26 protein-coding genes are annotated in these 24,412 nt (G+C 69.2%); 10 read left to right on the forward strand and 16 right to left on the reverse strand.

The annotated features are described in order from the left end of the window. Positions 1-63: 63 nt before the first annotated feature. The 7 genes from JC881_RS24670 (at position 64) to JC881_RS24700 (ending at position 9,120) form a co-directional block, all read left to right on the forward strand. The gene (locus JC881_RS24670; protein WP_198788351.1) at positions 64-1,026 is read left to right on the forward strand and encodes a substrate-binding domain-containing protein; all 963 of its coding nucleotides are present in this window, start codon (positions 64-66) and stop codon (positions 1,024-1,026) included. 109 nt (positions 1,027-1,135) lie between these two features. After that, the gene (locus tag JC881_RS24675) at positions 1,136-2,302 is read left to right on the forward strand and encodes a Gfo/Idh/MocA family protein (RefSeq protein ID WP_198788352.1); all 1,167 of its coding nucleotides are present in this window, start codon (positions 1,136-1,138) and stop codon (positions 2,300-2,302) included. A 49-nt stretch (positions 2,303-2,351) separates the two neighbouring features. Next, complete coding sequence (locus tag JC881_RS24680; RefSeq protein ID WP_198788353.1) at positions 2,352-3,047, forward strand: phosphatase PAP2 family protein; 696 nt, start codon at positions 2,352-2,354, stop codon at positions 3,045-3,047. A 76-nt stretch (positions 3,048-3,123) separates the two neighbouring features. Continuing rightward, on the forward strand, positions 3,124-3,657 hold the full coding sequence (locus JC881_RS24685; RefSeq protein ID WP_198788354.1) for a DUF3617 domain-containing protein: 534 nt from the start codon (positions 3,124-3,126) through the stop codon (positions 3,655-3,657). A gap of 80 nt (positions 3,658-3,737) precedes the next feature. Then, positions 3,738-4,856, forward strand: coding sequence for a ligase-associated DNA damage response exonuclease (locus JC881_RS24690; protein ID WP_198788355.1), 1,119 nt, complete (start codon positions 3,738-3,740; stop codon positions 4,854-4,856). Further along, positions 4,853-6,508: an ATP-dependent DNA ligase gene (locus tag JC881_RS24695; RefSeq protein ID WP_198788356.1), complete on the forward strand. Its 1,656-nt coding sequence runs from the start codon at positions 4,853-4,855 to the stop codon at positions 6,506-6,508. The genes JC881_RS24690 and JC881_RS24695 overlap by 4 nt, the downstream gene beginning before the upstream one ends. Next, on the forward strand, positions 6,505-9,120 hold the full coding sequence (locus JC881_RS24700; RefSeq protein ID WP_198788357.1) for a ligase-associated DNA damage response DEXH box helicase: 2,616 nt from the start codon (positions 6,505-6,507) through the stop codon (positions 9,118-9,120). The genes JC881_RS24695 and JC881_RS24700 overlap by 4 nt, the downstream gene beginning before the upstream one ends. A gap of 14 nt (positions 9,121-9,134) precedes the next feature. On the opposite strand, the gene trxC is transcribed toward JC881_RS24700, so the two are convergent. Continuing rightward, a complete protein-coding gene (gene trxC / locus JC881_RS24705; protein WP_198788358.1) occupies positions 9,135-9,581 on the reverse strand; it encodes a thioredoxin TrxC in 447 nt (148 codons plus the stop codon). A 77-nt stretch (positions 9,582-9,658) separates the two neighbouring features. Between trxC and pdeM the strand changes: the two genes are divergently transcribed. Continuing rightward, a complete protein-coding gene (gene pdeM, locus JC881_RS24710; protein ID WP_198788359.1) occupies positions 9,659-10,342 on the forward strand; it encodes a ligase-associated DNA damage response endonuclease PdeM in 684 nt (227 codons plus the stop codon). Between the two features lie 113 nt (positions 10,343-10,455). On the opposite strand, the gene JC881_RS24715 is transcribed toward pdeM, so the two are convergent. The 3 genes from JC881_RS24715 to JC881_RS24725 form a co-directional block, all read right to left on the reverse strand. Then, entirely contained in the window at positions 10,456-10,992 is a 537-nt protein-coding gene (locus tag JC881_RS24715; RefSeq protein WP_198788360.1) for a TPM domain-containing protein, read from the reverse strand. A 2-nt stretch (positions 10,993-10,994) separates the two neighbouring features. Continuing rightward, positions 10,995-11,864 carry a TPM domain-containing protein gene (locus JC881_RS24720; RefSeq protein WP_198788438.1) on the reverse strand — a complete coding sequence of 290 codons (870 nt, stop codon included), beginning with the start codon at positions 11,862-11,864 and terminating at the stop codon, positions 10,995-10,997. Positions 11,865-12,003: 139 nt separating this feature from the next. Next, positions 12,004-12,603, reverse strand: a complete 600-nt coding sequence (locus tag JC881_RS24725) for a LemA family protein (RefSeq protein ID WP_198788361.1) — start codon at positions 12,601-12,603, stop codon at positions 12,004-12,006. Between the two features lie 47 nt (positions 12,604-12,650). Here JC881_RS24725 and JC881_RS24730 point away from each other — a divergent pair, with 47 nt between their 5' ends. After that, complete coding sequence (locus tag JC881_RS24730) at positions 12,651-13,412, forward strand: hypothetical protein (RefSeq protein WP_198788362.1); 762 nt, start codon at positions 12,651-12,653, stop codon at positions 13,410-13,412. 7 nt (positions 13,413-13,419) lie between these two features. On the opposite strand, the gene JC881_RS24735 is transcribed toward JC881_RS24730, so the two are convergent. From JC881_RS24735 to JC881_RS24765, 7 genes are all read right to left on the reverse strand, one after another. After that, positions 13,420-14,094 carry a cysteine hydrolase family protein gene (locus JC881_RS24735; RefSeq protein ID WP_198788363.1) on the reverse strand — a complete coding sequence of 225 codons (675 nt, stop codon included), beginning with the start codon at positions 14,092-14,094 and terminating at the stop codon, positions 13,420-13,422. Continuing rightward, positions 14,091-15,023, reverse strand: coding sequence for an ABC transporter permease (locus tag JC881_RS24740; RefSeq protein ID WP_198788364.1), 933 nt, complete (start codon positions 15,021-15,023; stop codon positions 14,091-14,093). Before JC881_RS24740 ends, JC881_RS24735 begins: the two co-directional genes overlap by 4 nt. Then, a complete protein-coding gene (locus JC881_RS24745; protein WP_198788365.1) occupies positions 15,020-16,186 on the reverse strand; it encodes an ABC transporter permease in 1,167 nt (388 codons plus the stop codon). Before JC881_RS24745 ends, JC881_RS24740 begins: the two co-directional genes overlap by 4 nt. Further along, a complete protein-coding gene (locus tag JC881_RS24750) occupies positions 16,179-17,711 on the reverse strand; it encodes an ABC transporter ATP-binding protein (protein WP_198788366.1) in 1,533 nt (510 codons plus the stop codon). Before JC881_RS24750 ends, JC881_RS24745 begins: the two co-directional genes overlap by 8 nt. A gap of 25 nt (positions 17,712-17,736) precedes the next feature. Further along, positions 17,737-18,837: a BMP family ABC transporter substrate-binding protein gene (locus tag JC881_RS24755; RefSeq protein ID WP_198788367.1), complete on the reverse strand. Its 1,101-nt coding sequence runs from the start codon at positions 18,835-18,837 to the stop codon at positions 17,737-17,739. A gap of 65 nt (positions 18,838-18,902) precedes the next feature. Further along, on the reverse strand, positions 18,903-19,289 hold the full coding sequence (locus JC881_RS24760; protein WP_198788368.1) for a VOC family protein: 387 nt from the start codon (positions 19,287-19,289) through the stop codon (positions 18,903-18,905). Positions 19,290-19,303: 14 nt separating this feature from the next. Then, a complete protein-coding gene (locus JC881_RS24765; protein ID WP_198788369.1) occupies positions 19,304-20,305 on the reverse strand; it encodes an isopenicillin N synthase family dioxygenase in 1,002 nt (333 codons plus the stop codon). A gap of 202 nt (positions 20,306-20,507) precedes the next feature. Between JC881_RS24765 and rutR the strand changes: the two genes are divergently transcribed. Then, the gene (rutR, locus tag JC881_RS24770; RefSeq protein ID WP_198788370.1) at positions 20,508-21,224 is read left to right on the forward strand and encodes an HTH-type transcriptional regulator RutR; all 717 of its coding nucleotides are present in this window, start codon (positions 20,508-20,510) and stop codon (positions 21,222-21,224) included. A gap of 1 nt (position 21,225) precedes the next feature. Here the strand turns inward: rutR and rutF are convergent, their stop codons facing one another. The 5 genes from rutF to rutB are packed head-to-tail and all read right to left on the reverse strand — an operon-like array spanning position 21,226 to position 24,411. Next, entirely contained in the window at positions 21,226-21,762 is a 537-nt protein-coding gene (gene rutF / locus JC881_RS24775; protein WP_443083373.1) for an NADH-dependent FMN reductase RutF, read from the reverse strand. 29 nt (positions 21,763-21,791) lie between these two features. Next, positions 21,792-22,388, reverse strand: coding sequence for a malonic semialdehyde reductase (locus tag JC881_RS24780; RefSeq protein ID WP_198788372.1), 597 nt, complete (start codon positions 22,386-22,388; stop codon positions 21,792-21,794). Then, positions 22,385-23,200 (reverse strand): pyrimidine utilization protein D, encoded by an 816-nt coding sequence (gene rutD, locus JC881_RS24785; protein ID WP_198788373.1) that lies wholly within the window; start codon positions 23,198-23,200, stop codon positions 22,385-22,387. Before rutD ends, JC881_RS24780 begins: the two co-directional genes overlap by 4 nt. A 5-nt stretch (positions 23,201-23,205) precedes the next feature. Beyond that, on the reverse strand, positions 23,206-23,598 hold the full coding sequence (gene rutC / locus JC881_RS24790; RefSeq protein WP_198788374.1) for a pyrimidine utilization protein C: 393 nt from the start codon (positions 23,596-23,598) through the stop codon (positions 23,206-23,208). A 21-nt stretch (positions 23,599-23,619) separates the two neighbouring features. Beyond that, positions 23,620-24,411: a pyrimidine utilization protein B gene (gene rutB / locus JC881_RS24795; RefSeq protein ID WP_233102019.1), complete on the reverse strand. Its 792-nt coding sequence runs from the start codon at positions 24,409-24,411 to the stop codon at positions 23,620-23,622. Position 24,412 lies beyond the last annotated feature (1 nt).

Below are 24,412 nucleotides of genomic sequence, written 5' to 3' on the forward strand. Positions count from 1 at the left end.
CCCGGCGCTCGGCCGCAAATGTTTTTCCCGTTTCATTCCACCCACCAAGAGGAGACATCCAGCATGACAACTTTCACCCGTCGCATCGCACTCACGGCCGTCGCCGCTGCAGCGCTCGCGAGCCTGCCCGCGCTCGCCGCCGAAAAGGTCAACCTCGGCGTTTCGATTCCCGCGGCCACGCACAGCTTCATGGGCGGCATCAACTACTGGGCCAACCAGGCGAAGAAGGACCTGGAGAAGGAACACAAGGACCTGAAGATCACGATCAAGACCGCCGCCAACGCGCCCGAGCAGGCCAACCAGCTGCAGGACTTGTCGACGGTCACCAAGATCAACGCGCTGGTCGTGTTCCCGTTCGAATCGGCCGCGCTCACCAAGCCGGTCGCGCAGGTCAAGGCCAAGGGCGCCTACGTCACCGTGGTCGACCGAGGCCTGACCGACACCAGCGCGCAGGACGCGTATGTCGCCGGCGACAACACCGCCTTCGGCAAGATCCCCGCCGAATACATCGTGAAGACGCTGGGCGGCAAGGGCAACGTGGTTGCGCTGCGCGGCATCGCCACCACGCTGGACAACGAGCGCATGGACGCCTTCAACGCGGTGCTCAAGGGCAGCCCCGACATCAAGCTGCTGGATGCCAAGTACGCCAACTGGAACCGCGACGACGCCTTCAAGGTCACGCAGGATTACCTCACGCGCTTCAAGCAGATCGACGCCATCTGGGCGGCCGACGACGACATGGCCGTGGGCGTGCTCAAGGCCATCTCGCAGGCCAAGCGCGACGACATCAAGATCGTGTTCGGCGGCGCGGGCGCCAAGGACATGGTCAAGACCATCATGGACGGCAAGGACAAGCGCATCGGCGCCGACGTGAGCTACTCGCCCAAGTTCATCTACGACGCGATCAAGCTCACGGCCGAAGCGCGCCTGAAGGGCGAGAAGCTGCCGGCGACGACGATTATTCCTTCGGTGCTGATCACCAAGGAAAACGCAAAAGATTTCTACCACCCGAACTCGCCGTTCTGAGCTCGCCCCCAGGCTTCGCGCACTTCGTGTCGCTTCGCCAACCCCCTACCGGGGGCAACACCTGCGGCCCGGCGAAGCCGGTTCCGCGGTGTCCCTCGAAAAGCACGATATGACCGACACACCTCTTCGCAAGCTCCGCTACGCCATGGTCGGCGGCGGCCGCGACGCCTTCATCGGCGCCGTGCACCGCAAGGCCATGGCGCTGGACGGCCAGATCGAACTCGTCGCGGGCGCGCTCTCGTCCAGCCCCGACAAGGCACGCGCCTCGGGCCGCGACCTGGGCCTGGCCGATGACCGCAACCACGGCGACTGGCAGACGCTGCTCGCCGACGAATTGAAACGCCCCGCGGACCAGCGCATCGACTTCGTCTCGATCGTCACGCCCAACCACGTGCACTTTCCCGTGGCACAGGCCTTCGCCGACGCGGGCTTCCACGTCGTGTGCGACAAGCCGCTCGTGCACACGCGCGACCAGGCCGATGCACTGGTCGCCACCGTCGCGAAACAGGGCACGGTGTTCGGCGTCACCTACAACTACACCGGCTACCCGATGGTGCGGCAGGCGCGCGAGATGGTGCGCTCGGGCCAGTTGGGCGACATCCGCAAGATCGTCGTCGAATACAACCAGGGCTGGCTCGCGAGCCATGTCGAAGGCAGCGGCAACAACAAGCAGGCCGACTGGCGCACCGACCCCGCGCGCAGCGGCGCGGCCGGCGCCATCGGCGACATCGGCTCACACGCCGAGAACCTCGTCGCAAGCATCACGGGCCTCGAGATCGAAAGCCTCTGCGCCGACCTCACCGCGCATGTGCCGGGCCGCATGCTCGACGACGACGGCAGCCTCTTGCTGCGCTTCAAGGGCGGCGCGCGCGGCGTCCTGATCGCCTCGCAGATCAGCACGGGTTTGGAGAACGACCTGCGCCTGCGCATCTCGGGCGCGCTCGGCACGCTCGAATGGCACCAGGAGCAGCCGAGCCAGCTGGTGCACCTGCCGCACGACAGGCCCAAGCGCATCTTCACGCGCGGCGGGCCATGGCTGTGCGAAGCGGCGCGGCGCGCGAGCCGGTTGCCCACGGGGCACCCCGAAGGTTTCATCGAGGCCTTCGCCAACATCTACGCGGGCGTGGCGGCGGACATTCGCGCGCGCCTCGCGGGGCAACCGGCCGATCCGCTGGCGGCCGACTATCCGCGCGTGGAAGACGGCGCGCGCGGCGTGCGGTTCATCGAGCGCACGGTGGCTTCGGCCCAAAGCCAATTAAAGTGGACGCCCTGGTGATGCGCCGGCCTCGCACCCGCGAGGCCATGCCGCGTTGCCATCGGCCTCCATGACGCATTCCTCTTTCGACGATTCCTCTTCCTCGACGCGATGGCTGCGCGCCCTGTGGCTGCGCTGCAAGACGCTGTGGCCGCTCAAGCTCGTGGGCAACACCGTCGCCACCATCGGCTTCTTCCCGCTGTACTTCTGGATCATGAAGAACGCGGGCCAGGCGTGGGTGCTGCCGCTCACCGCGTTCGACCGGCTGATCGCGTTCTGGCCGGCCGTGCTTCCCATCTATCTTTCGCTCTGGGGCTACATCGCGCTGCCGGTGCTGCTGGCCAAGGACAAGCGCGAGCTCTGGAGCTTCTCCATCGGCTGCGCGGCGATGACGGCGCTCGCGCTGGTCGTCTTCTGGTTCATGCCCACGGCGATACCGAATTTCACCATCGACGCCACGCCGGGCACGTCGCTGCATTTCCTGAAGACGGTGGATTCGGCCGGCAATGCCTTCCCGTCGTTGCACGTGTCGTTCTCCGTGTTCGCCTGCATCGTGCTCGCGCGCCAGCTGCGCGACGCCGGTGCGCCCGCATGGCTGCGCCTCTTCAACGTGGCATGGGCCGTGGCCATCGTGTATTCGACGATGGCGGTGCGCCAGCATGTGCTGATCGACGTGCTCGGCGGACTGGCGCTGGGTCTGGCGCTCGGCTTCGCATCGCGCGAGCGCAGCGCGGCTGCGCCGCCCGTGGGCGCACGCGCGGTGTAGGCCGGTCGTTGTATTTGTCGGGCGCGGCGCCTGCGGTACAAACTGGCATCGTCTTTCATCCGATGCAGGAGCCCTCATGAAGATCCGTTCGTCCGTTGCCGCCGCCTGCATGGCCGCCGCCGGCTTGTACGCTGGCCTGTGCGCCGGCCCCGCCTTCGCCATCGATTACCCCGCGCGCAAGCCGGGCCTCTGGGAAATGCAGACCGGCGACGGCCCGGACAGCAAGGCCAGCCCTCAAGTCATCCAGCAATGCATCGACGCCGCCACCGACAAGATGCTGCGCGAGATGGGCCAGGGCATGGGCAAGGACATGTGCGCCAAGCAGGACATGCGCATGGAAGGCGGCAAGATGGTGATCGATTCGGTCTGCAAGATCGGCCAGACCACGGCCACCTCGCAGGCCGTGATGACCGGCGACTTCAGCACCGGCTATCGCCTGGAGAGCAAGTCGACCTACAGCCCGCCGCTCATGGGCCGCGCCAGTGCCACCACCGTCGTGGAGGCCCGATGGGTCGGCCCCTGCAAGCCCGACCAGAAGCCCGGCGACATGGTGATGAACGGCATGAAGATGAACGTGCACGACATGATCGGCGGGCGCGGCAAGAAGTAGCGCAAGTAGGCGCCGGCCCACACCGCTTCGGGGCGCCCGTTCGGCGGCGCCGGCGGCCGGCCGGGCCTACGATGGCGGCCATGCCCTACAAGGTGGATCTCGTCGTCGCCCGGCCCGAGGGCCTGTATTGCCCGCCCGGCGATTTCTACATCGACCCGTGGCGGCCGGTGGCGCGCGCGGTCATCACGCACGCGCATTCGGACCATGCCCGCATCGGGCACGCCCATTACCTCGCGCACACCGACAGCGCCGGCACGCTGCGCACGCGGCTCGGCGCCGATATCAACTTGCAGACGCTGCCCTACGGCGAGGCCATCGCGCACCACGGCGTGCGCCTCTCGCTGCATCCGGCCGGCCATGTGCTGGGCTCGGCGCAGGTGCGGCTCGAACACAGCGGGCGCGTATGGGTCGCCTCGGGCGACTACAAGACCGAGCCCGACGGCACCTGCACGCCGTTCGAGCCCGTGCCCTGCGACACCTTCATCACCGAGTCGACCTTCGGCCTGCCGATCTACCGCTGGCCGACGCAGGCCGTGCTGTTCGCGGAGATCGATGCGTGGTGGCGCGCCAATGCCGAAGCCGGCCGCGCGTCGGTGCTGTTCTGCTATGCCTTCGGCAAGGCGCAGCGCATCCTGCATGGCGTGGATGCGTCGATCGGGCCCATCGTCGTGCACGGCGCGGTCGAGCCGCTCAACGCGGTGTACCGCGCGGCCGGCGTGGCGTTGCCGCAGACGCTGCGCGTTTCTGATCCGGGTGTCGATGCGGCGCTGCTGAAGCGCTCGCTCGTGCTGGCGCCGCCCTCGGCGCAGGGCACGCCGTGGATGAAGCGTTTCGGCAACTATGCCGACGCCTTCGCAAGCGGCTGGATGCAGCTGCGCGGCACGCGCCGCCGGCGCGGCGTGGACCGCGGCTTTGTCATGTCCGACCACGCCGACTGGCCCGGCCTGCAGCAGGCCATCGCGGGCACCGGTGCCGAGCGCGTGTTCGTCACGCACGGCAGCGTGCAGGTGATGGTGCGCTGGCTCACCGAGAACGGGCTCGATGCGCAGGGCTTCAAGACCGAGTACGGCGACGAAGACGATCAAGAGACTCCCTCCCCCGCCGGGGAAGGGCAGGGGAGGGGGCCGGCGGCGCTCGATGGGGACGCTGCCGGCCCCCATCCCGACCTTCCCCCAGAGGGGGAAGGAGCCGATACATGAAGGACTTCGCCGCGCTCTACCGCGAACTCGACGCCAGCACGTCGAACCTCGTGAAGCAGGCCGCGCTGCAGCGCTATCTGCGCGAGGCCGACGCAGCCGATGCGGCATGGGCCGTCTACTTTTTGGCCGGCGGCAAGCCGCGCCAGCTCGTCCCCACCAAGCTGCTGCGCCTGCTCGCGCAGGAAGCCGCGGGCTTGCCCGAGTGGCTGTTCGACGAGAGCTACGACGCCGTCGGCGATCTCGCCGAGACCATCGCGCTCCTGCTGCCGCCGCCAAGCGAGGCGCACGACCTCGGGCTCGCGGCCTGGGTCGAAGACCATCTGCTGCCGCTGCGCGAAGCCGCCAAGACCGCGCCGGAAGAACTGGCCGACCGCCTGCGCGCCCAGTGGCGGCAGCTCGCGGCGGAGGAGCGGCTCGTGTACTTCAAGCTCATCACCGGCGCGTTCCGCGTCGGTGTGTCGAAGCTGCAGGTCACGCAGGCGCTCGCTGCCGTGGGCGGCATCGATGCCAAGCGCGTCGCGCAGCGGCTCATGGGCTACACGCACATCGGCGCACGGCCGCGGGCGGGCGACTACGCCACGCTGATCGCGCCGGAGTCCGATTCGGAGCAGGTGCAGAAGACCAGCGGGCAGCCGTATCCGTTCTTCCTCGCGCACCCGTTCAACATTCCGCTCGCGCAGTTCGACGCGGTGCTGGGCCCGCCGGCCGACTGGATCGTCGAATGGAAGTGGGACGGCATTCGCGCGCAGCTCGTCAAGCGCGCGGGCGTGGTGTGGCTGTGGTCGCGCGGCGAAGAACTGGTGACCGATCGCTTCCCCGAACTCGCGGTGCTCGGCGAGGCGCTGCCCGACGGCACGGTGCTCGATGGCGAAATCGCCGTGTGGCGTGAAGACAGGGTGCAGCCCTTCGCCGAGCTGCAGAAGCGCATCGGCCGCAAGACACTCGGCGCGAAGCTGCTGCGCGACATTCCCGTGGTGCTGCTGGCCTACGACCTGCTCGAATGGGAAGGGCGCGACCTGCGCGCGGAGCCGCAGTCGGCACGCCGCGTGCTGCTCGACGAACTCGTCACGCGCATGCAGCATCCCTCGCTGCTGCCCAGCCCGATGCTCACCGGCCTCGACTGGAGCGACCTCGCCCGCCAGCGCGAAGCCGCGCGCACCATGGGCGTCGAAGGAATGATGCTCAAGCGCCGCGATGCGCAGTACGGCGTGGGCCGCACGAAGGATGTGGGCGTGTGGTGGAAGTGGAAGATCGATCCGCTCAGCATCGACGCCGTGCTCATCTACGCGCAGCGCGGGCACGGGCGCCGCGCGAGCCTCTTTAGCGACTACACCTTCGCGGTGTGGGACGGTCCGCCTGAACAAGAGGACCGCAAGCTCGTGCCGTTCGCCAAGGCCTACTCGGGGCTCACCGATGCGGAGATGGCGCGCGTGGACGCGATCATCCGAAAGACCACGGTCGAGAGCTTCGGCCCGGTCAAGAGCGTCAAGCCGACGCTGGTGTTCGAGCTGGGCTTCGAGGGTATCGCGCGCAGCACGCGGCACAAGAGCGGCATCGCGGTGCGCTTTCCGCGCATGCTGCGCTGGCGCGAGGACAAGCCGGTGGCGGAGGCCGACACGCTGCAGACGCTGGCCGCGTTGCTGCCGTCATGAACAAGTCCGTCAAGGCCGCGCTCGATGCGTGGTTCGCCGCGCGCGGGTGGAAGCCCTTCAAGTTTCAACGCGAGGTGTGGAAAGCGGTTGCCGAAGGCAAGTCCGGCATGCTGCACGCGACCACCGGCGCGGGCAAGACCTACGCGGTGTGGCTCGGCGCGCTGCAGGTGTTCTCGCAGGCGCGCAAGGAAACCGCGCGCCCTTCGGCCCCGCCGCTCACCGTGCTCTGGCTCACGCCGATGCGCGCACTCGCGGCCGACACGTTGCGCGCGCTCAAGCAACCGCTCGAAGCGCTCGGCGCCGAGGTGCATCCGTGGAGCGCAGGCGCGCGCAGCGGCGACACCTCGTCGGCCGAGCGCAGCGCGCAGAACGAGCGGCTGCCGACGGTGCTCGTCACCACGCCCGAGAGCCTCTCGCTGTTGCTCGCGCGCGCCGATGCGAGCCAGGTGCTGGGCCGCGTGAAGATGGTGGTGGTCGACGAGTGGCATGAGCTCCTGGGCAACAAGCGCGGCGTGCAGGTGCAGCTCGCGCTCGCGCGGCTCAAGCGATGGAACGCGGGCCTCGCGGTCTGGGGCATGTCGGCCACGCTCGGCAATCTGCAGGAGGCGATGCATTCGCTGCTCGGCCATGAAGACGGCGTGCTCGTGCAGGGCCAGGTGCCGAAGAAACTCGTCATCGATTCGCTGCTGCCCGGCCGCGCCGAGCGCTTTCCGTGGGGTGGGCACCTGGGCCTCACGATGCTGCCGCAGGTGATCGAGGAGATCGCCGCGAGCAGCACCACGCTGGTGTTCACCAACACGCGTTCGCAGGCGGAGATCTGGTACCAGGCGATGCTCGAGGCCAAGCCCGAGTGGGCCGGCACCATCGCGCTGCACCACGGCTCGCTCGACCGCGCGGTGCGCGAATGGGTCGAGCTGGGCCTCAAAAGCGGCGAGCTCAAGGCGGTGGTGTGCACCTCGAGCCTGGACCTGGGCGTGGACTTCCTGCCGGTGGAGCGCGTGCTGCAGATCGGTTCGCCCAAGGGCGTCGCGCGGCTCTTGCAGCGCGCGGGGCGCTCGGGCCACGCGCCGGGGCGGCCGTCGCGCATCACGCTCGTGCCCACGCACAGCATCGAGATGGTGGAGGGCGCCGCGGCGCGCACGGCGATCGCAGAGGGGCACATCGAGGCGCGCCATTCGCCCGACCAGCCGCTGGACGTGTTGGTGCAGCACCTGGTGACGGTGGCGCTCGGCGGCGGCTTCGTGCCCGACGATCTCTATGAGGAAGTGCGCGGCACGGCCGCCTACGAAACGCTCTCGCGCGAGAGCTGGCAGTGGTGCCTGGACTTCGTCTCGCAGGGCGGGTCGTCGCTCGCCGCGTACCCGGATTACAAGCGCGCCGTGCCCGACGCAGAGGGTGTATGGCGCGTGCCCGATGCGCGGCTCGCGCGGCGCCACCGCATGAACATCGGCACCATCGTGAGCGACGCGAGCATGGCGGTGCAGTACCTGGGCGGCGCGAAGATCGGCAGCGTCGAAGAGGGTTTCGTCGCGCGCATGAAGCCGGGCGATTGCTTCCTGTTCGGCGGCCGGCTGCTCGAACTCGTGCGCATCCACGACATGACGGCCTGGGTGCGGCGCGCGAGCGGCAAGCGCGCCGCGGTGCCGCGCTGGAACGGCGGGCGCATGCCGCTGTCGAACACGCTGGCCGATGCGGTGGTGCAGCAGCTCGCGCTGGCGGGCGAGGCGCACTACGACTCGCCCGAGCTTCAGTGCGTGCGGCCGCTGCTCGAAATCCAGCAGCAGTGGTCCGCGCTGCCGACGCCGCAGACGCTGCTCGCCGAGACGCTGAAGACGCGCGAGGGCTCGCACCTCTTCCTCTATCCGTTCGCCGGCCGGCATGTGCACCTGGGCCTTGCGAGCCTGTTGGCCTGGCGCGTGGCGCAGCACGAGGCGCGGACCTTCTCCATCGCGGTCAACGACTACGGCTTCGAGTTGCTGAGCGCGACCGAGGTCGACTGGCCCACGCTGCTGCCGCAGGTGCTGCGCCTGCCGGAAGGCAAGGGCGAGGGTGAAGGTGATGCGCACACCGCGCTGCTGCACGAGGTGCTCGCCTCGCTGAACGCGGGCGAACTGGCGCAGCGGCGCTTTCGCGAGATCGCGCGCGTGTCCGGGCTGATCTTCCAGGGCTATCCGGGCGAGAAGCGCAGCAGCCGGCAGCTGCAGGCGTCGTCGTCGCTGTTCTGGGAGGTGTTCCGCAAGTACGACCCGGCCAACAAGCTGCTGCTGCAGGCCGAGAAGGAACTGCTCTCGCAGGAGCTGGAGATCGGGCGCCTGCGCGCGAGCCTCGAACGCATGGCCACGCAGCAACTCGTGCTCAAGCCGCTTGAGCGGCCGACGCCGTTTTCGTTTCCGCTGATGGTGGAACTGTTCCGAGAGAAGCTCTCGAACGAGAACGTGGCCGACCGCATCGCGCGCATGGTCGAGCAGCTGGAGAAGGCCGCGGGCGGCGTGGTCACGGCCGGCGGCGTGGAGCGTGTGAAGAACACGCTGGCGTTCGGGCAGGAGGGGCCGGGCAAGGCGCCCAAGCCGCGGCGCGAGCGGCGGCCGTCAAGACCGCTGCCGCCGTTGTAGCGGTCCCAAAGGGCTCAGCCGCCGTGCGCCTTCACCCACCGCACGATGTCCGCCGCGCCCATCGCGCCGGCCTGCCGTGCCACCTCGCGGCCGCCGCGAAAAAGGGCGAGCGTCGGGATGCTGCGGATGTTGAAGCGCGCCCCGAGCGCGGGCACGGCTTCTGTGTCGACCTTGGCCAGGCGCACGTGGGGTTCGAGCTGCGCGGCGGCCTGCTCGTAGCCGGGCGCCATCTGGCGACAGGGGCCGCACCACGGGGCCCAGAAGTCGACCAGCACCGGGATCTCATTGCGCGCGATGTGGCGGTCGAAGGTTTTCTCGTCAGGCAGCGCGGTCGAATGGCCGGCGAACAGCGCCTTGTGGCAACTGCCGCAATCGGGCGCGCTGCCCAACTGCTCCGCGCGCACGCGGTTGGTCGTGTGGCAGTGCGGGCAGACGATGAGCTTCGGGGGCGATTCGGTCATACGGAAGAACTGGGGCTCGCGCGGTTGAATTGCAAGGTGGCCGCCGGGCCGCGCGTCTTTTGCGACACTCGTTGGCCGTGACTTCCCCGCACCTTACCGCGTCCGCGCTCGCTGTCCAATGGGCCGGCGAGCCGCTGCACCTGCTCCCCGAGCGCGCGCTCTGGTGGCCCGGCGAGCGCGTGCTGTTCATCGCCGACCTGCACATCGGCAAGGCCGCGACCTACCGCGCGCTGGGCCAGCCGGTGCCGGGCGGCACCACGCAGGAGAACCTCGCGCGGCTCGATGCGCTGATCGCCGCGCACGCGCCGCGGCACATCGTCTTTCTCGGCGACTTCCTGCATGCGGCGCAGGCCCGCACGCCGCAGGTGCTGGCCGCGCTCGAGGCCTGGCGCGCGACGCACGCGGCCGTCGCCATGACGCTGGTGCGAGGCAACCACGACAGCCGCGCGGGCGATCCGCCGGCGGCGATGGGCATCGAGGTGGTCGACGAGCCTTTCCTGCTCGGCCCGTTCGCCTGCTGCCACCATCCGCAATCGCACGCCACGCACTTCGTGCTCGCAGGGCATCTGCATCCCGCGTGCAGGCTCTACGGACCGGGGCGCGACAGCGTGCGGCTGCCCTGTTTCGTGAGCGATGCGCGGCAGGCCGTGCTGCCGGCCTTCGGCGAGTTCACGGGCGGGTGGTTGATGGAGACGGCGCCGCAGCGGCGCTTCTATGCGGTCGGCGGCGAGACCGTGTGGGCGCTGCCGCCATCGGATTGATGGTTTTGCTCCTTCCTCCTCTGGGGAAGGTTGGGATGGGGGCCAGGCAGAGCGCCCGATGGAGACGCCGCTTGCCCCCACCCCGGCCCTCCCCCGGCGGGGGAGGGAGAAAGTCAGAGCACCACAGGCTCGTCCGGTAGCTCGTTCGTATCGGCCTCGTCCTCGGCCAACGGAAAGTGCGCGACCAGCAGCGCCGACATTTCTTCGAGCGCCTGCGTGAGCCCATCCTCGAAGCGGCCTTCGCGGAACGCCGCGCCCATGCGTTGCGCCATCGCGGCCCACTCGGCATCGTCCACGCGCGAATCGATGCCGCGGTCGGCCACGATCTCGATCGCGTGCTCGGCCAGCAGCAGGTAGATGAGCACGCCGTTGTTGTGCTCGGTGTCCCACACGCGCAGCTTGCCGAACAGCGTGACGGCGCGTTCCCTGGCCGGCGCATGACGCCACAGGTACGACATCGGCAGACCCGCCTCGACGCAGATGCGGATCTCTCCGCTGTGGCGCCGTTCGCTCGCGGCCACGCGGGCGGCCAGGCGCTGCATCGCGTCGGCCGGCAGCACGCGGCGCACCGCGGCTTCGTCGGCCCACCGGTGGCGCCAGATGCGGCCCAGCTTCGAGAGGAGCGTTGGTTCTGCAGTTGCCGTTGCCATGTTCACCAGTCTCCCGAAGCGCCGCCGCCGCCGAAATTGCCACCGCCGCCGGAACTGAAGCCGCCGCCGCCACCTCCGCCGCCGCCGCTCCATCCGCCACCGCCGCCGCTGGTCCAGCCACCGCCGCCGCCGCCTCCGCGACCCCCGCCGAAGCCGGCAAGGCCCGAGAACAGCGAGACCATGAGCGCGATCAGCCCGGCGATCACCGCGATGACCGTGCTCGTCGTGAGAAAGAACGCGACCGCGCCGATGCCCCCGCCCATGACGACCGAGCCCAGCGTCTTGCCCAGGATGGCGCGCACGATCGGCGCGCCGACGAAGACGCCCACGAACAGGAAGATCGCGAGGTTCTCCCAGTCGAAGTCGCCGCTCGAATTGCTTCCGCCGCTGTTGCGCGAGGGCTCCGGCAGCGGCTCGCCATCGACCAGGCCGATGAGCCGGTCCACCGCCGCGTTCAGCCCGCCCGCGAAGTCGTTGTTGCGAAAGCGCGGCTTCATCTCCTCGTCGATGATGCGCACCGCCGCGAGGTCGGGCACCGCGCCTTCGAGCGCCTTGGCCGTGGCGATGCGCATCTTGCGATCGTCCTTGGCGACGATCACCAGGAGGCCGTCGCCCACGTCCTTGCGGCCGATCTTCCAGGCGTCGCCCACGCGCTGCGCGTAGCTGGCGATGTCCTCGGGCTGGGTGGTCGGCACCATCAGCACCACGATCTGCGAGCCCTTGCGCTGCTCGAAGGCCGCGAGCTTGGTCTCCAGGCCCGAGCGCTGCGCGGCGTCGAGCGTGCCGGTCTGGTCGATGACGCGCGCGGTGAGCGTGGGCACGGGCAGCAGGCCCTGCGCGAAGGCGCCGGATATGCCCAGGGCCATCAGCATGACGGCGACCCACAGCGGCCTCGCCAGGAGCGTGACCCATTCCAGGAACACCGCGGAACGGGCTTTGCCCGGCCGCAGGTGTTGCCCCCGGCGAGGGGGGAGTCGAAGTGACACGAAGTGCACGAAGACTGGGGGAGTGCTATTTCTTCGGTGCGCTGAAATCGACCGTCGGCGGCGTGGAGATCTGCGCTTCGTTCTGCACCGAGAAGTTGGGCTTGGGCGCGTAGCTGAAGATCTTGGCCGTGATGTTGGTGGGGAAGCTGCGCGCGAGCACGTTGTACTCCTGCACGCTCTCGATGTAGCGGTTGCGCGCCACGGTGATGCGGTTCTCGGTGCCTTCCAGCGTCACGCGCAGGTCGCGAAAGGCCTGGTTGGCCTTGAGCTCGGGGTAGCGCTCGGACACCACCATCAGCCGCGACAGCGCCGAGGAGAGCTCGCCCTGCGCCTGCTGGAACTTGTTGAAGGCCTCGGGGTTGTTCAGCGTCTCGGGCGTCACCTGGATCGAGGTGGCCTTGGCGCGCGCCTCGATCACCTTGGTGAGCGTGTCCTGCTCGAAGCTGGCCTCGCCCTTGACGGTGGCCACGATGTTGGGCACGAGGTCGGCGCGCCGCTGGTACTGGTTGAGCACCTCGCTCCAGGCCGATTTGCTGGCCTCGTCGAGGGACTGGAACTGGTTGTAGCCGCATCCGCTCAGGGACAGGACCGCCGCGAGAATCAGGAACCAGCGCTTCATCATCATTTGCATTACCTCCGCGAGAAGAAGCGGAAGTTAGCATAGGTGCCTCCATGCCCCGCGATTCCATAGACCCTCTCCAGGCGCTGCAGGGCGCGAACCGTGCGGTGGTGCCCGCGTCGGCGTCGAGCACCGGCACGCTGCTGATTGCGGGCGCAACGGGCGCGCTGGGGCAGGAACTGCTGCGGCGGCTGGCGGGCAGCCATCGCTATGCGCATGCCCGCGTTCTCGCGCGCGAACCGATCCGCGACGGATTGCGAGGCGTCGAAACCTACCTGAGTCCGGCACTGCCGATCGCGCAATGGCCACTGACTTCGGCCGACACCGCGGTCATCGCCTTCGACCCGCCGCGCCTGTACCACGACCGCGAACGCGCGCTCTGGGTGCCGCAGCCCGAAGACCTGCCCGCGCTCTCGCGCTGGCTGCGCACCTGCGGCGTGCGGACCCTGGCCATCGTGCAGCCGCACGACCAGGGCAAGCTGCCCGAGGCGCTCAAGCGGGGCCTGGCGAGCCTCAACGAGCAGGCAGTGGTCGCCAACGGCTTCGACCGCGTGATCCTCGTGCGCTCGGCGCGCAAGCCCCTGAACGCGAAGTTCGCCAACCCTGCCGAGCGGCTCGCGGCGTGGATGCTGTCGATCGTGCGCTTCATGGTGCCCAGCAGCGAGCAGCCGGTGCGCGCTTCGAAGGTGGCCGAGCTGGTCGATGTGGCGCTGCGCATCGCGCCGCCCGGCGTGCACGTGGCCGCGCCGGAGATGGTGTGGGAGGCCTCGCAGGGCCAGCAGATGCAGGCCGTGGCCGAGCGCTGGCTGGGCTAGCCGCCCTTCATCCGCGCCACTGGCGCAGCAGCTCGGAAGAATCGACCACCAGGCCCAGGTGCAGCGACACCATCGCAAGCGCCGCGCTCTCCAGGTGCGGATCGGTCCCGCGCACCAGGTCGCGCAACACGATCACGCGGTAGTTGTGGTTGTTGGCATCGAAGGCGGTGTTCAGCACGCAGCAATCGGTGAAGCCGCCGTTGAGCACCACCGTCTCGATGCGCTGGTTGCGCAGCAGGAAGTCCAGGTCGGTCGGATAGAAGGCCGAGAGCCGCCGCTTGGTGTCCACGCGCATGTCGCCGGGCTCCACGCGCGTGACCCATTCGGTCCAGCGCGAGCCCTCGATGGCGTGGGCATCGGCATTCGGAATGTCGCCCACATGCAGCGGAAACGTGCGCCGCCATGCGGCCGGAATGCCGTGGATGTCGTCTTCGCCGCCCGGCCGCAGCACCGACTTGATGTGCACGATGCGCACGCCCAGCGCGCGCACGTCGTCGTGAAAGCTGTCGATGGGCGCCACCACGTCGCGCGCACGCGGCGCGGGGCAGGGGCAGTCGGGGCTGTCGTCCAGGTGGCCGCGGTGCATGTCGATGGAGACGACCGCTGTGGTCGCGGGATCGAGGTAGTCGGCGAACCGCGCCGCGTCGAGTTCGCGCTCTTCGTTGTAGACCCAGGCCTTCATCGGCGTTCTTCCCTCACGTAGGGTTGGCCCAGCGCACCGGGCTCGTCGTCGCCGCTGCGCTTTCCGAGCGCGACCCAGATCATCACGCCCAGCGTGACGGCATACGGCGTCATCATCACGAAGTACTGCGGCAGCTGCACGCCGGCCGCCGCCAGCTGCGGGATCAGCGCCTCGATGCAGCCGAACAGCAGCGCGCCGATGAGCGCCTTCCACGGCGACCAGCGCGCGAAGATCACCAGGCCCACCGCGATCCAGCCGCGCCCGCCGGTCATGCCCGCGATCCACAGCTTGGTGCTCACCACCGAGATGTACGCACCCGCCAGCCCCACCAGGGCCGAGCCTGCGAGCACCGCGGCGAAGCGCCATGCGGCCACGCGGATGCCGGCGGCGTCGGCCGCCTGCGGGTTCTCGCCCACCGCGCGCAGGCGCAGGCCCGTGGAGGTGCGCGCGAAGAACCAGGCCACCGCGCCGAAGATCGGCAGCGTGAGCCACACCATCGCGTTCTGCTCGAACAGCCGCCCGACCCCAGGCAGCAGCGACAGCGGCCAGAGCGCCATCGCGCCGATGCCCTCGGTCGCATGGTTGGTCCATTCGGCCAGCGAGCCGACCAGCGCCGTGAGGCCCTGACAGAAGAACACCAGCGCGAGGCCGGCGATGACCTGGTTCACGCGCAGCCAGATCACCATCACCGCGAACAGCACCGAGACCAGGCTGGCGGCGAGCATCGCGAGCACCAGCGACACGGCCGGCTGGCCCAGGGTCAGTTGCGCGCCGATGCCGGCCAGCGCACCGACCAGCATCAACCCCTCGGCGCCCAGCGAGAGCACGCCGGCGCGCTCGCTGATGATGAGGCCGAGCGCGGCCAGCGCGTAGGGCACCGCGAAGTCCGGTGTGCTCGCGAGCCAGTTCAGGACGATGCCGCCGCTCATGCCGCAGCCTTCGCACCGTCGGCGCCGATGCGGCGAAGCCGGTGGCGAATGAAGAAGTCGCTCGATGCCACGCACACCACGATCGCCGCCTGGATCAGCTGCACCATCGAGAACGGCACCTGGTAGAACACCTGCAGGCTGCGGCCGGTGACGAACAGCGCCGCCACCAGCAGCGCCACCACCGTGGCGGCCAGCGGGTTGTTGCGCGCAAGGAAGGCGATCAGGATGCCCGAGAAGCCATACCCCTGGTAGAAGGCCTGCGTGAGTCGCCCTTCCTGCCCCGAGGCCACCGCGAAACCCGCGAGCCCGGCCATCGCGCCCGAGAGCAGCACGGCACCGTAGATGGTGCGGCGCACCGGCACGCCGGCCGCATGCGCCACGCGCGGGCTCGCATCGACGAAGCGCAGGTAGAGACCCGCGCGGCTCACGCCCACCAGCCACCATGCGGCGAGCGCGACGATGCCCGCGAGCAGGATCGCGCTGCCCACGCCCGCGCCCAGCTCGGGCAGCCGCTCGAAGACGCGGAACTGCGGCGAGTAGGGGAAATTGTCCTTCGGGTCCTTCCAGCTGCCGTACACCAGGTGCAGCAGGAAGTTGGCGGCCATGTAGTTGAGCATCAGCGTCGAGATGATCTCGTTCACGCCCAGCTTCAGCTTGAGCCACGCGGGGCCCAGCACCCACAGCAGCCCGCAGCCGACGGCGGCCACGAACATCAGCGGCAGGCGCAGGTTCTCGGGGCCGATCTGCCACATCGAGACGGCGGTGGCGCCGATGGCGCCCCAGATCATCTGGCCCTCGAGCCCGAGGTTCCAGAAGCGCGCGCGAAAGGCCATCGAGCCCGCCAGGCCAACGAGGATCATCGGGGCGGCCTGGAACAGCACGGCGCGAAAGTTCTGCCCGTCCAGGAAGGTCTGCACCACGAACTCGTTGGCCAGTTCGCCGGCCGGCACGCCCGCGGCCACGAGGATCGCGGCGGAAATCGCCAGGCCGACGAGCAATGCGATCGCCAGGATGAGCGCCTGCCAGCGCCAGGCCATGTGCTGGCGGATCTCCAGCGCGTAGCGGCGGCTGGCAAGGGGTTGGTGGGGGCGCGGGGGCGCGTTCGTTTTCATGTCGGTCTTCGGCGGATGCGCCATGGCAACAGCGAGCGATGCGTCAGCCATGGTCCACCATCGCCTGTCCGATCGCCTGCCGGTCGGCCGGCTGGGCGAACTCGCCGGCAATGCGGCCGCGCGTCATCACGCCCACGCGGTCGGCCAGCTGCAGCACCTCGTCCAGGTCTTCGCTGATCAGCAGCACCGCGGCACCGCCGTCGCGCGCGGCACGCAGGCGCGCATGCACCTCGGCGCTGGCGCGCACGTCCAGTCCGCGGCTCGGGCTGTGCGCGAGCACCAGCGTGGGCGACTTGCCGAATTCGCGCGCCAGCACCAGCTTCTGCGCATTGCCGCCGGAGAGCAGCGCGGCCTTCTGGGCCACCGAGCGCACGCCCTGCACGTCGAAGGCGCGCACGGCCTCCTGCGTGTCGCTCTGGATGCGCTGGCGCCGCAGGTGCCAGACCGGACCGTAGCGCCCGCTGTGCACGCGGCCGATGGCGTAGTTCTCGGCGACGGACAGGCTGCCCGCAAGCGCGAGGCCGTAGCGGTCTGCGGGAATGGCCGCGATGCCGACGTTGCGGCGCGCGGGCGCGCTCATCGCCTTCAGGTCGCCGTGGCCCTCGAGATGGATTTCGCCCTCGAGGCTGCCGCCGGCATCGGGCAAGCCCATGATGGCGCCCGCCAGTTCGCCCTGGCCGTTGCCGCCGACGCCGGCCAGGCCATAGATTTCGCCCGCATGCAATTGGAGGTCGACGCCGTCGAGCACGCGGCGGCCCTGCGGGGAGGCCGGCGAGCGCAGGCCTCGCACCGACAGCCGCACCGCGCCACGCGGCGACGCCGCGGCCCGGAAGCCTTGCGTTGCGATGGATTCGCCCACCGTGAGCTTCACGAGCTCGGCCACCGACGTCGTGCCCGGCGCCAGCGTCGCGACCGTGCGGCCGCCCCGCATCACCGTCACGCGGTCGGCGTAGGTCTTCACGTCGGCCATCTTGTGCGTGACCAGCACCACGGCACAGCCGCCGCGCGCGAGCCCCTGCACGGTCTGCAAGAGGCGCGCGGCCTCCTGGTCGGTGAGCACGGCCGTGGGCTCGTCCAGGATGAGGATGCGCGCGCCCGCAAGCAGCACCTTGAGAATCTCCACGCGCTGCTGCTCGGCGATCGAGAGGGCATCGATGCGCCTCGCGGGATCGATGTCGAAGCCCAGTTCCGATGCCTTGTTGCGGATGTCGCGCGAGATCTCGCGCAGCCGCTCCCCATGGCTTTGAAACCCGTCAGGCGGCGGCGCGGTGAGCAGGATGTTCTGCGCCACCGTGAACGGCCGCACCAGCTTGAAATGCTGGTGGACCATGCCGATGCGGTGCCTGGCCGCATCGCGCGGGCCGGCAAAGCGCACCGCGTTGTCGTCGACCAGCAGTTGCCCCGCCTCGGGCGCATAGAGCCCGGCCGCGATGTTCATCAGCGACGACTTGCCCGCGCCGTTCTCGCCGAGCAGCGCATGCACCTCGCCCCAGCGCGCGGCGAAGTGGGCGTCGGTGAGGGCCGCGAACCCGTCGAAGGTCTTGCGGATGCCGATGAGTTCCAGCGCGTTGGGCATGCCTGTGTCTCTGTGCTCGCCTGGCCTACTTCTGCGTCACCACGCCCTTGACGAACCAGTCCATCTTCCAGAGGTCTGCATCGGACAGCACCGCGCCCTTGGCCACGCGCTCCTTGCCGTCGCGGTCGGCGAGCGGGCCCGCATAGATCTGCTTGCCCTTGAGGATCGCTTCACGCTCGGCGGTGATCGCCGCGGCCTTGTCCTTGGGCACGGCGGGGCCGAAGCCCGCGATGTCGGTGCCGCCGTCCTTCATCTCGATGAAGGCGCCGTAGGGCGCCGGCTTCCAGCCGCCGGCCATCACCTTCTTGAGCTCCGGCACGAGGAAGCGGTCCCACACCCACACCGACGAGCACAGCGTGGCCTTGGGCGCGAACTGGCGCAGGTCGCGGTGGTGGCCGGTGCCGTACACGCCGCGCTCCTGCGCGACGATCTGCGGCGTGGGGCTGTCCACGTGCTGGCCGATCACGTCGGCGCCCTGGTCGATGAGTGCCGCGGCGGCGGCGCGCTCCTTGATGGGGTCGTTCCACGCGCCGGTGTAGATCACGTTGACCGTGGCGTTCGGGTTCATCTTCTGCGCGCCGAGCGCGAAGGCGTTGATGGTCCAGTTCACCACGCCGAAGGGGTTGGCCGCGACGAAGCCGAGCTTGCCGGTCTTGGACGCCGCGCCCGCGGCCATGCCGCAGAGGTACTGGCTCTCGTAGGTGCGTCCGTAGAACGACTCGAGGTTGCTGGCGTTGGTGGTGCCCGAGCCGTTGAGGAAGGCCACGTCGGGGTACTTGGCGGCCAGGTCCTTGAAGCTGTCGGAGTAGCCGAAGGCGGTGCCGATCACGATGTTGGCGCCGCGCTGGATGAACTTCTCGGCCGCGGGCTTGATGGCCGAGGCGTCCTCGGGCACGTTCTCCACGAACTGGATCTTCTGGCCGATTTCCTTCTCGATCTTCACGCGCGCTTCGTCGAAGGCCTGCGTCCAGCCGCCGTCGTTCTTCGGGCCGAAGTAGAGCATCGCGATCTTCGGCTTGTCCTTGAGCGTGAAGCCATCGGCGGCCACGGCCGGCAGGCAGAACGCGCCGCCGGCTGCGAGCGTCAATGCGAGGCCCAGGAGGCCGGGGGTGGGTGTGCGCAGCATGGAGCGACCTTTCGTGGGAGGCAGGGGAAGTGACGAGAGAAAAAATGAAAGCGAGATGCCGCGCGTCACATCATGAAGTTGATGCGAAACACATTGCCCTCGGGGTCGAGCAGCACGCTCTGGTACCAGTTGTAGTAGGTGACGTAGGGCGGCTTGATGAGCGTGGCGCCGGCCTCGAGCGCGACGGGCACCATGCGGTCGACGTCGGCTCGGCTGTCGACGTCGATGTTCAGCAGGAACTTCACGCCGCGCGTGTCGGAGAACTCGGACAGGTGCAGCAGCTCGTAGGCGTCGAGCGCGTTGAAGCCCAGGCTCGATTTGCCGGTGTCCAGGCCGCGAAAGATCGGCGAGCGGATCGCCTCGATTTCCGCAAAGCCGAACACGCGCTGGTAGAAGCCGCTGAGCGCGACCACGTCTTTTGCGAAGACGTTGACGTAGGAGAGGTGGGCCATGCCGGGTCTTCAGCCTAGGCCGTCGCCTTGGTCCCGCCGAAGGTCGTCTGCTTGACGAACTTGGAGGTGAGGTGATCGCCCGAGGAGATGGGCGCGTACTTGGGCGTCTCGCCCGGCGCGAGGCAACTGGGCAGGCACTCGACCATCGCGTCGTAGTTCGGCTGGTGAAAGAACACCAGCGACTGGCGGCGGTTGGTGCCCGCCACCTCGAAGGGCGGGTTGACCACGCGGTGCAGCGTGGACACCCAGAGGTCGTTGGTCCACTGCATCATCAGGTCGGCGATGTTGACGACCATGCCGCCCTCGACCTGCGGCACGTCGACCCACTGGCCCGCCTTGTTGAAGACCTGCAGGCCTTTGTCGTCGGGCAGCACGATGGTGAGGCTGCCGTAGTCGCTGTGCGCGCCCGCTCGCAGCTGGCCCGGCAGCGGCGCCTCGCGCTGCGGCGGATAACTGAGCACGCGGAACATGCTGATGTGCGCGTCGATCTTGTCGTCGAAGAACGTCTCGGGCAGTTCCAGGCCGAGCGCGAAGATGCGCATCAGCGAGCGCGAGAGGTCGCTCATCGCCTCGAAGTAGCCTTCGTAGGCCTCGCGGAATCCGTCGATGGGCGGCCAGCTGTTGGGCTCGAAGTGCGGGCCCGCGGCGGGGCCGTGGTGGTAGTCGTCGTCGGGCACGTTCGAGGGGCCGATGGAGAACGATTCCTTCAGGTCGCCGGGCGCCGCTTCTTCCAGGCTGTACGACAGGCCCTCCTCGCCGACCGCGCTGTAGCCGCGCACCGCGTCTTCGCGCGGCCGGTCGACCTTGCGCTTTTCCGCCAGCGGCATGTTGAAGAACTCGCGCGAGAGCGAGGAGACGCGCGACACCAGCTCGGGCGCGATGCCGTGGTTGGTGATGACCAGGAAGCCGATGCTGCGGCAGGCCTCGTCCACTTGCCTGGCGACCTGCGCCTTGCCTTCGGCCGTGCCGGCGAAGTAGGGCGCCAGATCGATGATGGGGACGGACAGCAGGGTCATGGGCGGTTCCTCGTGCTTGGCATGCCTTTCGCCATGCAACGTCTGTGCCAGTTGGACCAAATGGACAAACCCTGTTTGTCGCGTCAGCATGGTGCGTGCCGTGGGGGCCGGGCGGCCACCGTGGCGCAACGCGATGCACCGCGGCCTTACAGTGGTGCGCCGTTCAGAGAACCTGCAATCCGACAACGAAGAGCGAGGGAAGATGCCCAAGATCAAGGCGCCCAAGGCGCTGGCCACGGCCAGCACGACCGACAAGACCCCGCCGCGCAAGCGCGCGAAACCCGCAGTGCGCAGCGCCTCCGCCGTGAGCCGGCGCCTGCGCCAGATCGAGGACAAGCGCAGCGCGATCCTCGGCGCGGCGCTCGGGCTGTTCTCGCGCTTCGGGCTGCACGGCACCTCGATCGACCAGGTGGCCGCGCGCGCCGATGTGTCCAAGAGCAACCTGCTCTATTACTTCGCGAACAAGGAGGAGCTGTACGTCAACGTGCTGCGCGACCTGCTCGCGGTGTGGCTCGAACCGCTGCGCGGCTTCAGCGCCGAGCAGGACCCGAGCCAGGCCATCGGCGACTACATCCGCCGCAAGCTCGTGATCTCGCGCGACCGGCCCGATGCGTCGCGCTTGTTCTGTCTGGAGATGATCCAGGGTGCGCCGCTGCTGCGCGATGAACTGGACCGCGAATTGCGCACGCTGGTGGAGCGCAAATCGGAGGTGATCCGCGCCTGGGTCGATGCCGGCAAGCTCGCGCCGGTCGACCCGCACCACCTGATCTTCGCGCTCTGGGCGATCACGCAGCACTACGCGGATTTCGGCGTGCAGGTGCAGGCGCTGTCGGGGCACACGCTGGACGATGCGGCGTTCTTCGAGCAGACGGTGCAGAGCGTGCAGCGCATCGTGCTGCAGGGCATCACGGTGCGATGACTCAATGCGGCGGCGCCGCGATCTCGTGGTAGCGGCGATCGAAGTAGATGAGGCTTTGCGCGGCGCCGCCGATGGCGATGGCCACCGCTTCGCAGAACAGCACGTCGTGCGTGCCGGCACGGGTCGCGCTGACCACACGGCAATCGAAAGAAGCGGCTGCGTCCTGGAGCACCGGCGAGCCCGTCGTCTTGCGGCTCCAGCGGCCGGCCGCGAAGCGCTCGTCCATCGGCGTCTTGCCGCCGAAGAGGCCCGAGAGCGCCTGGTGGCCCGCCGCCAGCACGTTCACGCAGAGCACGCCGTTGGCGGTGAACGCGGGGTACACCGAGGCCGAGCGGTTCAGGCACACCAGCAGCATCGGCGGCTCGTCGGTCACGCTGCACACGGCCGACGCGGTGAAGCCGGCGCGGCCTGCGGGACCGTCGGTCGTGATGATGTTCACCGCCGCGCCCAGGCGCGCCATCGCGTTGCGGTAGTCGGCCTTGGGGAGCATGTTCGGCGGGCCGCTCGGCGGATGGCTTGGCGGAGTGGGGGAAGCCATGGCGTTCAGCATGTGGAGCTCCGCTGGCTTCAGGCCAGGAGGCAGGCTTCGTCGAAGGGCAGGCGCGGCAGGCGGCCGAACACCTTCGACACGTCGCCGTGGCCGAGGTTGATGAGGAAGTTGGTGGTCCAGTCGGTGCCTTCGAAAAAAGCCGCATCGACCTTGGCCTTGTCGAAGCCGGACATCGGTCCCGCATCGAGCCCCACCGCGCGCGCGGCGAGCAGCAGGTAGCCGGCCTGCAGGCTGGCGTTGCGGAACGCCGTTTCGTGCGCCGCCTCGGGGCTGCCGGTGAACCAGCTGCGCGCATCGCCGTGCGGGAACAGCGTGGGGAGCTTGTCGTAGAACTTGCGGTCCCACGCGGCGATCACGGTGACCGGCGCCGACATGGTCTTGTCGAGATTGCCCTTCGACAATGCGGGCGCCAGGCGCTGCTTGCCCTCGGGCGTGCGCACGAACACAAAGCGCGCGGGCGAGCAGTTGGCCGAGGTCGGGCCAAGGCTCGCGAGCGCGTAGATCTGCTGGAGTTGCGCATCGGAAACGGGTGCATCGGTCCATCCGTTGTGGCTGCGCGCGCCGGTGAAGAGAAGCGACAGCGCGGCGTCGTCGAGGGTCTGTGGGGTGGTCATGCGGGTACTGCGGAAATTGCGGGTGCGGCGACCCGGGCGAGGAAATCGAGCAGGCTGCGGTTGAAGGCGGCCGCCTCGGTCACGCTGTGCGCGTGGCCGCCGTGCGGCATGAAGTCCAGCGTCACGTCGCCGAGGCCGTCGGCCAGGCGCTGCGAGCAGGTCCAGGGCACGAGCACGTCGTCCCTGGCGGCGGCGACGAGCGTGGGCGCGGCGATTTCGGCAAGGCGCGCATCGACGTCGAAGGCGCGCAGCGCGGCGATGCGCGCGCGCATGTTGGCCTCCCCGGGAAAGTGTGCGAAGGCGTGATCGACCTCGTCTGCCACGCGCTGCGCATGTTCCGCACACCAGGCGGCGGAGTACAGGAAGATCGGTTGCGCTTCCACGTAGGCGCGCGCACCGAGCGCGCCCAGGAGCGCGAGCCGCGCGTCGAAACAGCGTGCCGAATGCGGGTTCGGCTTCGACCATGCGTTGACGAGCACAAGGCTTGCCACGCGCTCGGGCGCGTCGAGCGCGAGCTGCAGGCCGACGAGGCCGCCGAGCGCATGGCCCGCGAAGTGGCATTGCGCGGTGCCGGTGGCATCGAGGATCTCCAGCACGTCCTGCGCCATGTCGGCGATGGCGTAGTCGCCGGTCAGCGCGTCCGGGCTGCGGCCCGTGCCGCGCTGGTCGTACACGATGACGCGGTGGCCCGCCGCGACCAGCGCGCCGAGCTGCGGCTGCCAGAAGCTGGCCGAGCCGCCGAGGCCGGAAGACAGCAGCACTGTCGCCGCCGCGTCCGACGGCCCGTGCACTTCGCGGTGCAGCGCGCTCATGGCGTTCAGGCCTTCGTGCCGATGTGCGCGATCGAGGCGATCTCGACGAGCGCATCGGGCTTCACGAGGCCGCACTGGATGCAGTAGCGCGCGGGCTTGGTGCCCGGAAAGAACTCGGCATACACCGCATTGATCTTCGCGTAGTCGGCCCAGTCCTTGAGCATGATCTGGTTGAAGGTCACGTCGTCCATGGTGCCGCCCGCGGCTTCGACCACGCCCTGGATGGTGGTGAGCACATGGCGCGCCTGCGCACTCGCGTCGCCCACGGACACCACGTTGTTGTCCTTGTCGAAGGGCAGCGTGCCCGAGACGTAGAGCACGCCGTCGGCGAGCGCGCCGGGAACATAGGGGGCCAGGGGCACGCCGGTGCCGGGCGGGATGATGGCTTGCTTGGGCATTCGAGGACTCCTTGAAATGAATCAGGCGATGGCCGATGCGGCCGTTGCGGGTTGAGCGGCGACGTGCGGCGCGAAGGTGCTGCAGAACTGCTCGACCGTGGAGACCCATCCGAAGAAGGTCTCCACGTTGTAGACGGAGGCCTTCTGGATGGCCGCGCCACCGAGCTCGTGCGTCGCGTCTTCCAGCATCACCGCGAAGTACTCCAGGTGGAACGCGTCGCGCAACGTCGACTCGACGCACACGTTGGTGGCGATGCCGGTGAACACGAGGTGGCGAATGCCGCGCGCGCGCAGGGTGCTGTCCAGCGTGCTGTTGAAGAAGCCGCTGTAGCGCGTCTTGGGCACGACGATGTCGCCGTCCTGCGGCTTCATCTGGCCGATGAGTTCGTAGTCCCAGCCGCCCTTGGCGAGGAACTTGCCTTGCAGCTCGGGCCTGGCGCGCATGGTCTTGAGCGCGTTCGACTTGTGCCAGTTGGGCGAGCCGGGGCCGCCGGCTTCGACGTACGCCGCGTCCCAGCCGTTCTGCAGGAACACGACCAGCATGCCGGTCGCGCGCGCGGCGGCGATGGTGCGTGCGATGTTGGCGATGGTGCCCTGCGCGCCGGAGATGTCGAAGCCGGCCGAGTCGACATAGCCGCCGAGCGAGGCGTAGGCGTTCTGCATGTCGACGACGACGAGCGCCGAGTCGCTGGCGTGCAGTGCCAGTGGCTCGGGGCGCGCGGGCAGCACGCGCGGCGCGGGCGAACCGGGCAGGCGCGGCGCGCCGACGGGCGTGGTCGAGGTGAGCGTGGCGTTGCGTGCGGGCGTGGTCATG

This window comes from Variovorax sp. IB41 (genome assembly GCF_016405905.1).
Taxonomy (GTDB): domain Bacteria; phylum Pseudomonadota; class Gammaproteobacteria; order Burkholderiales; family Burkholderiaceae_C; genus Variovorax.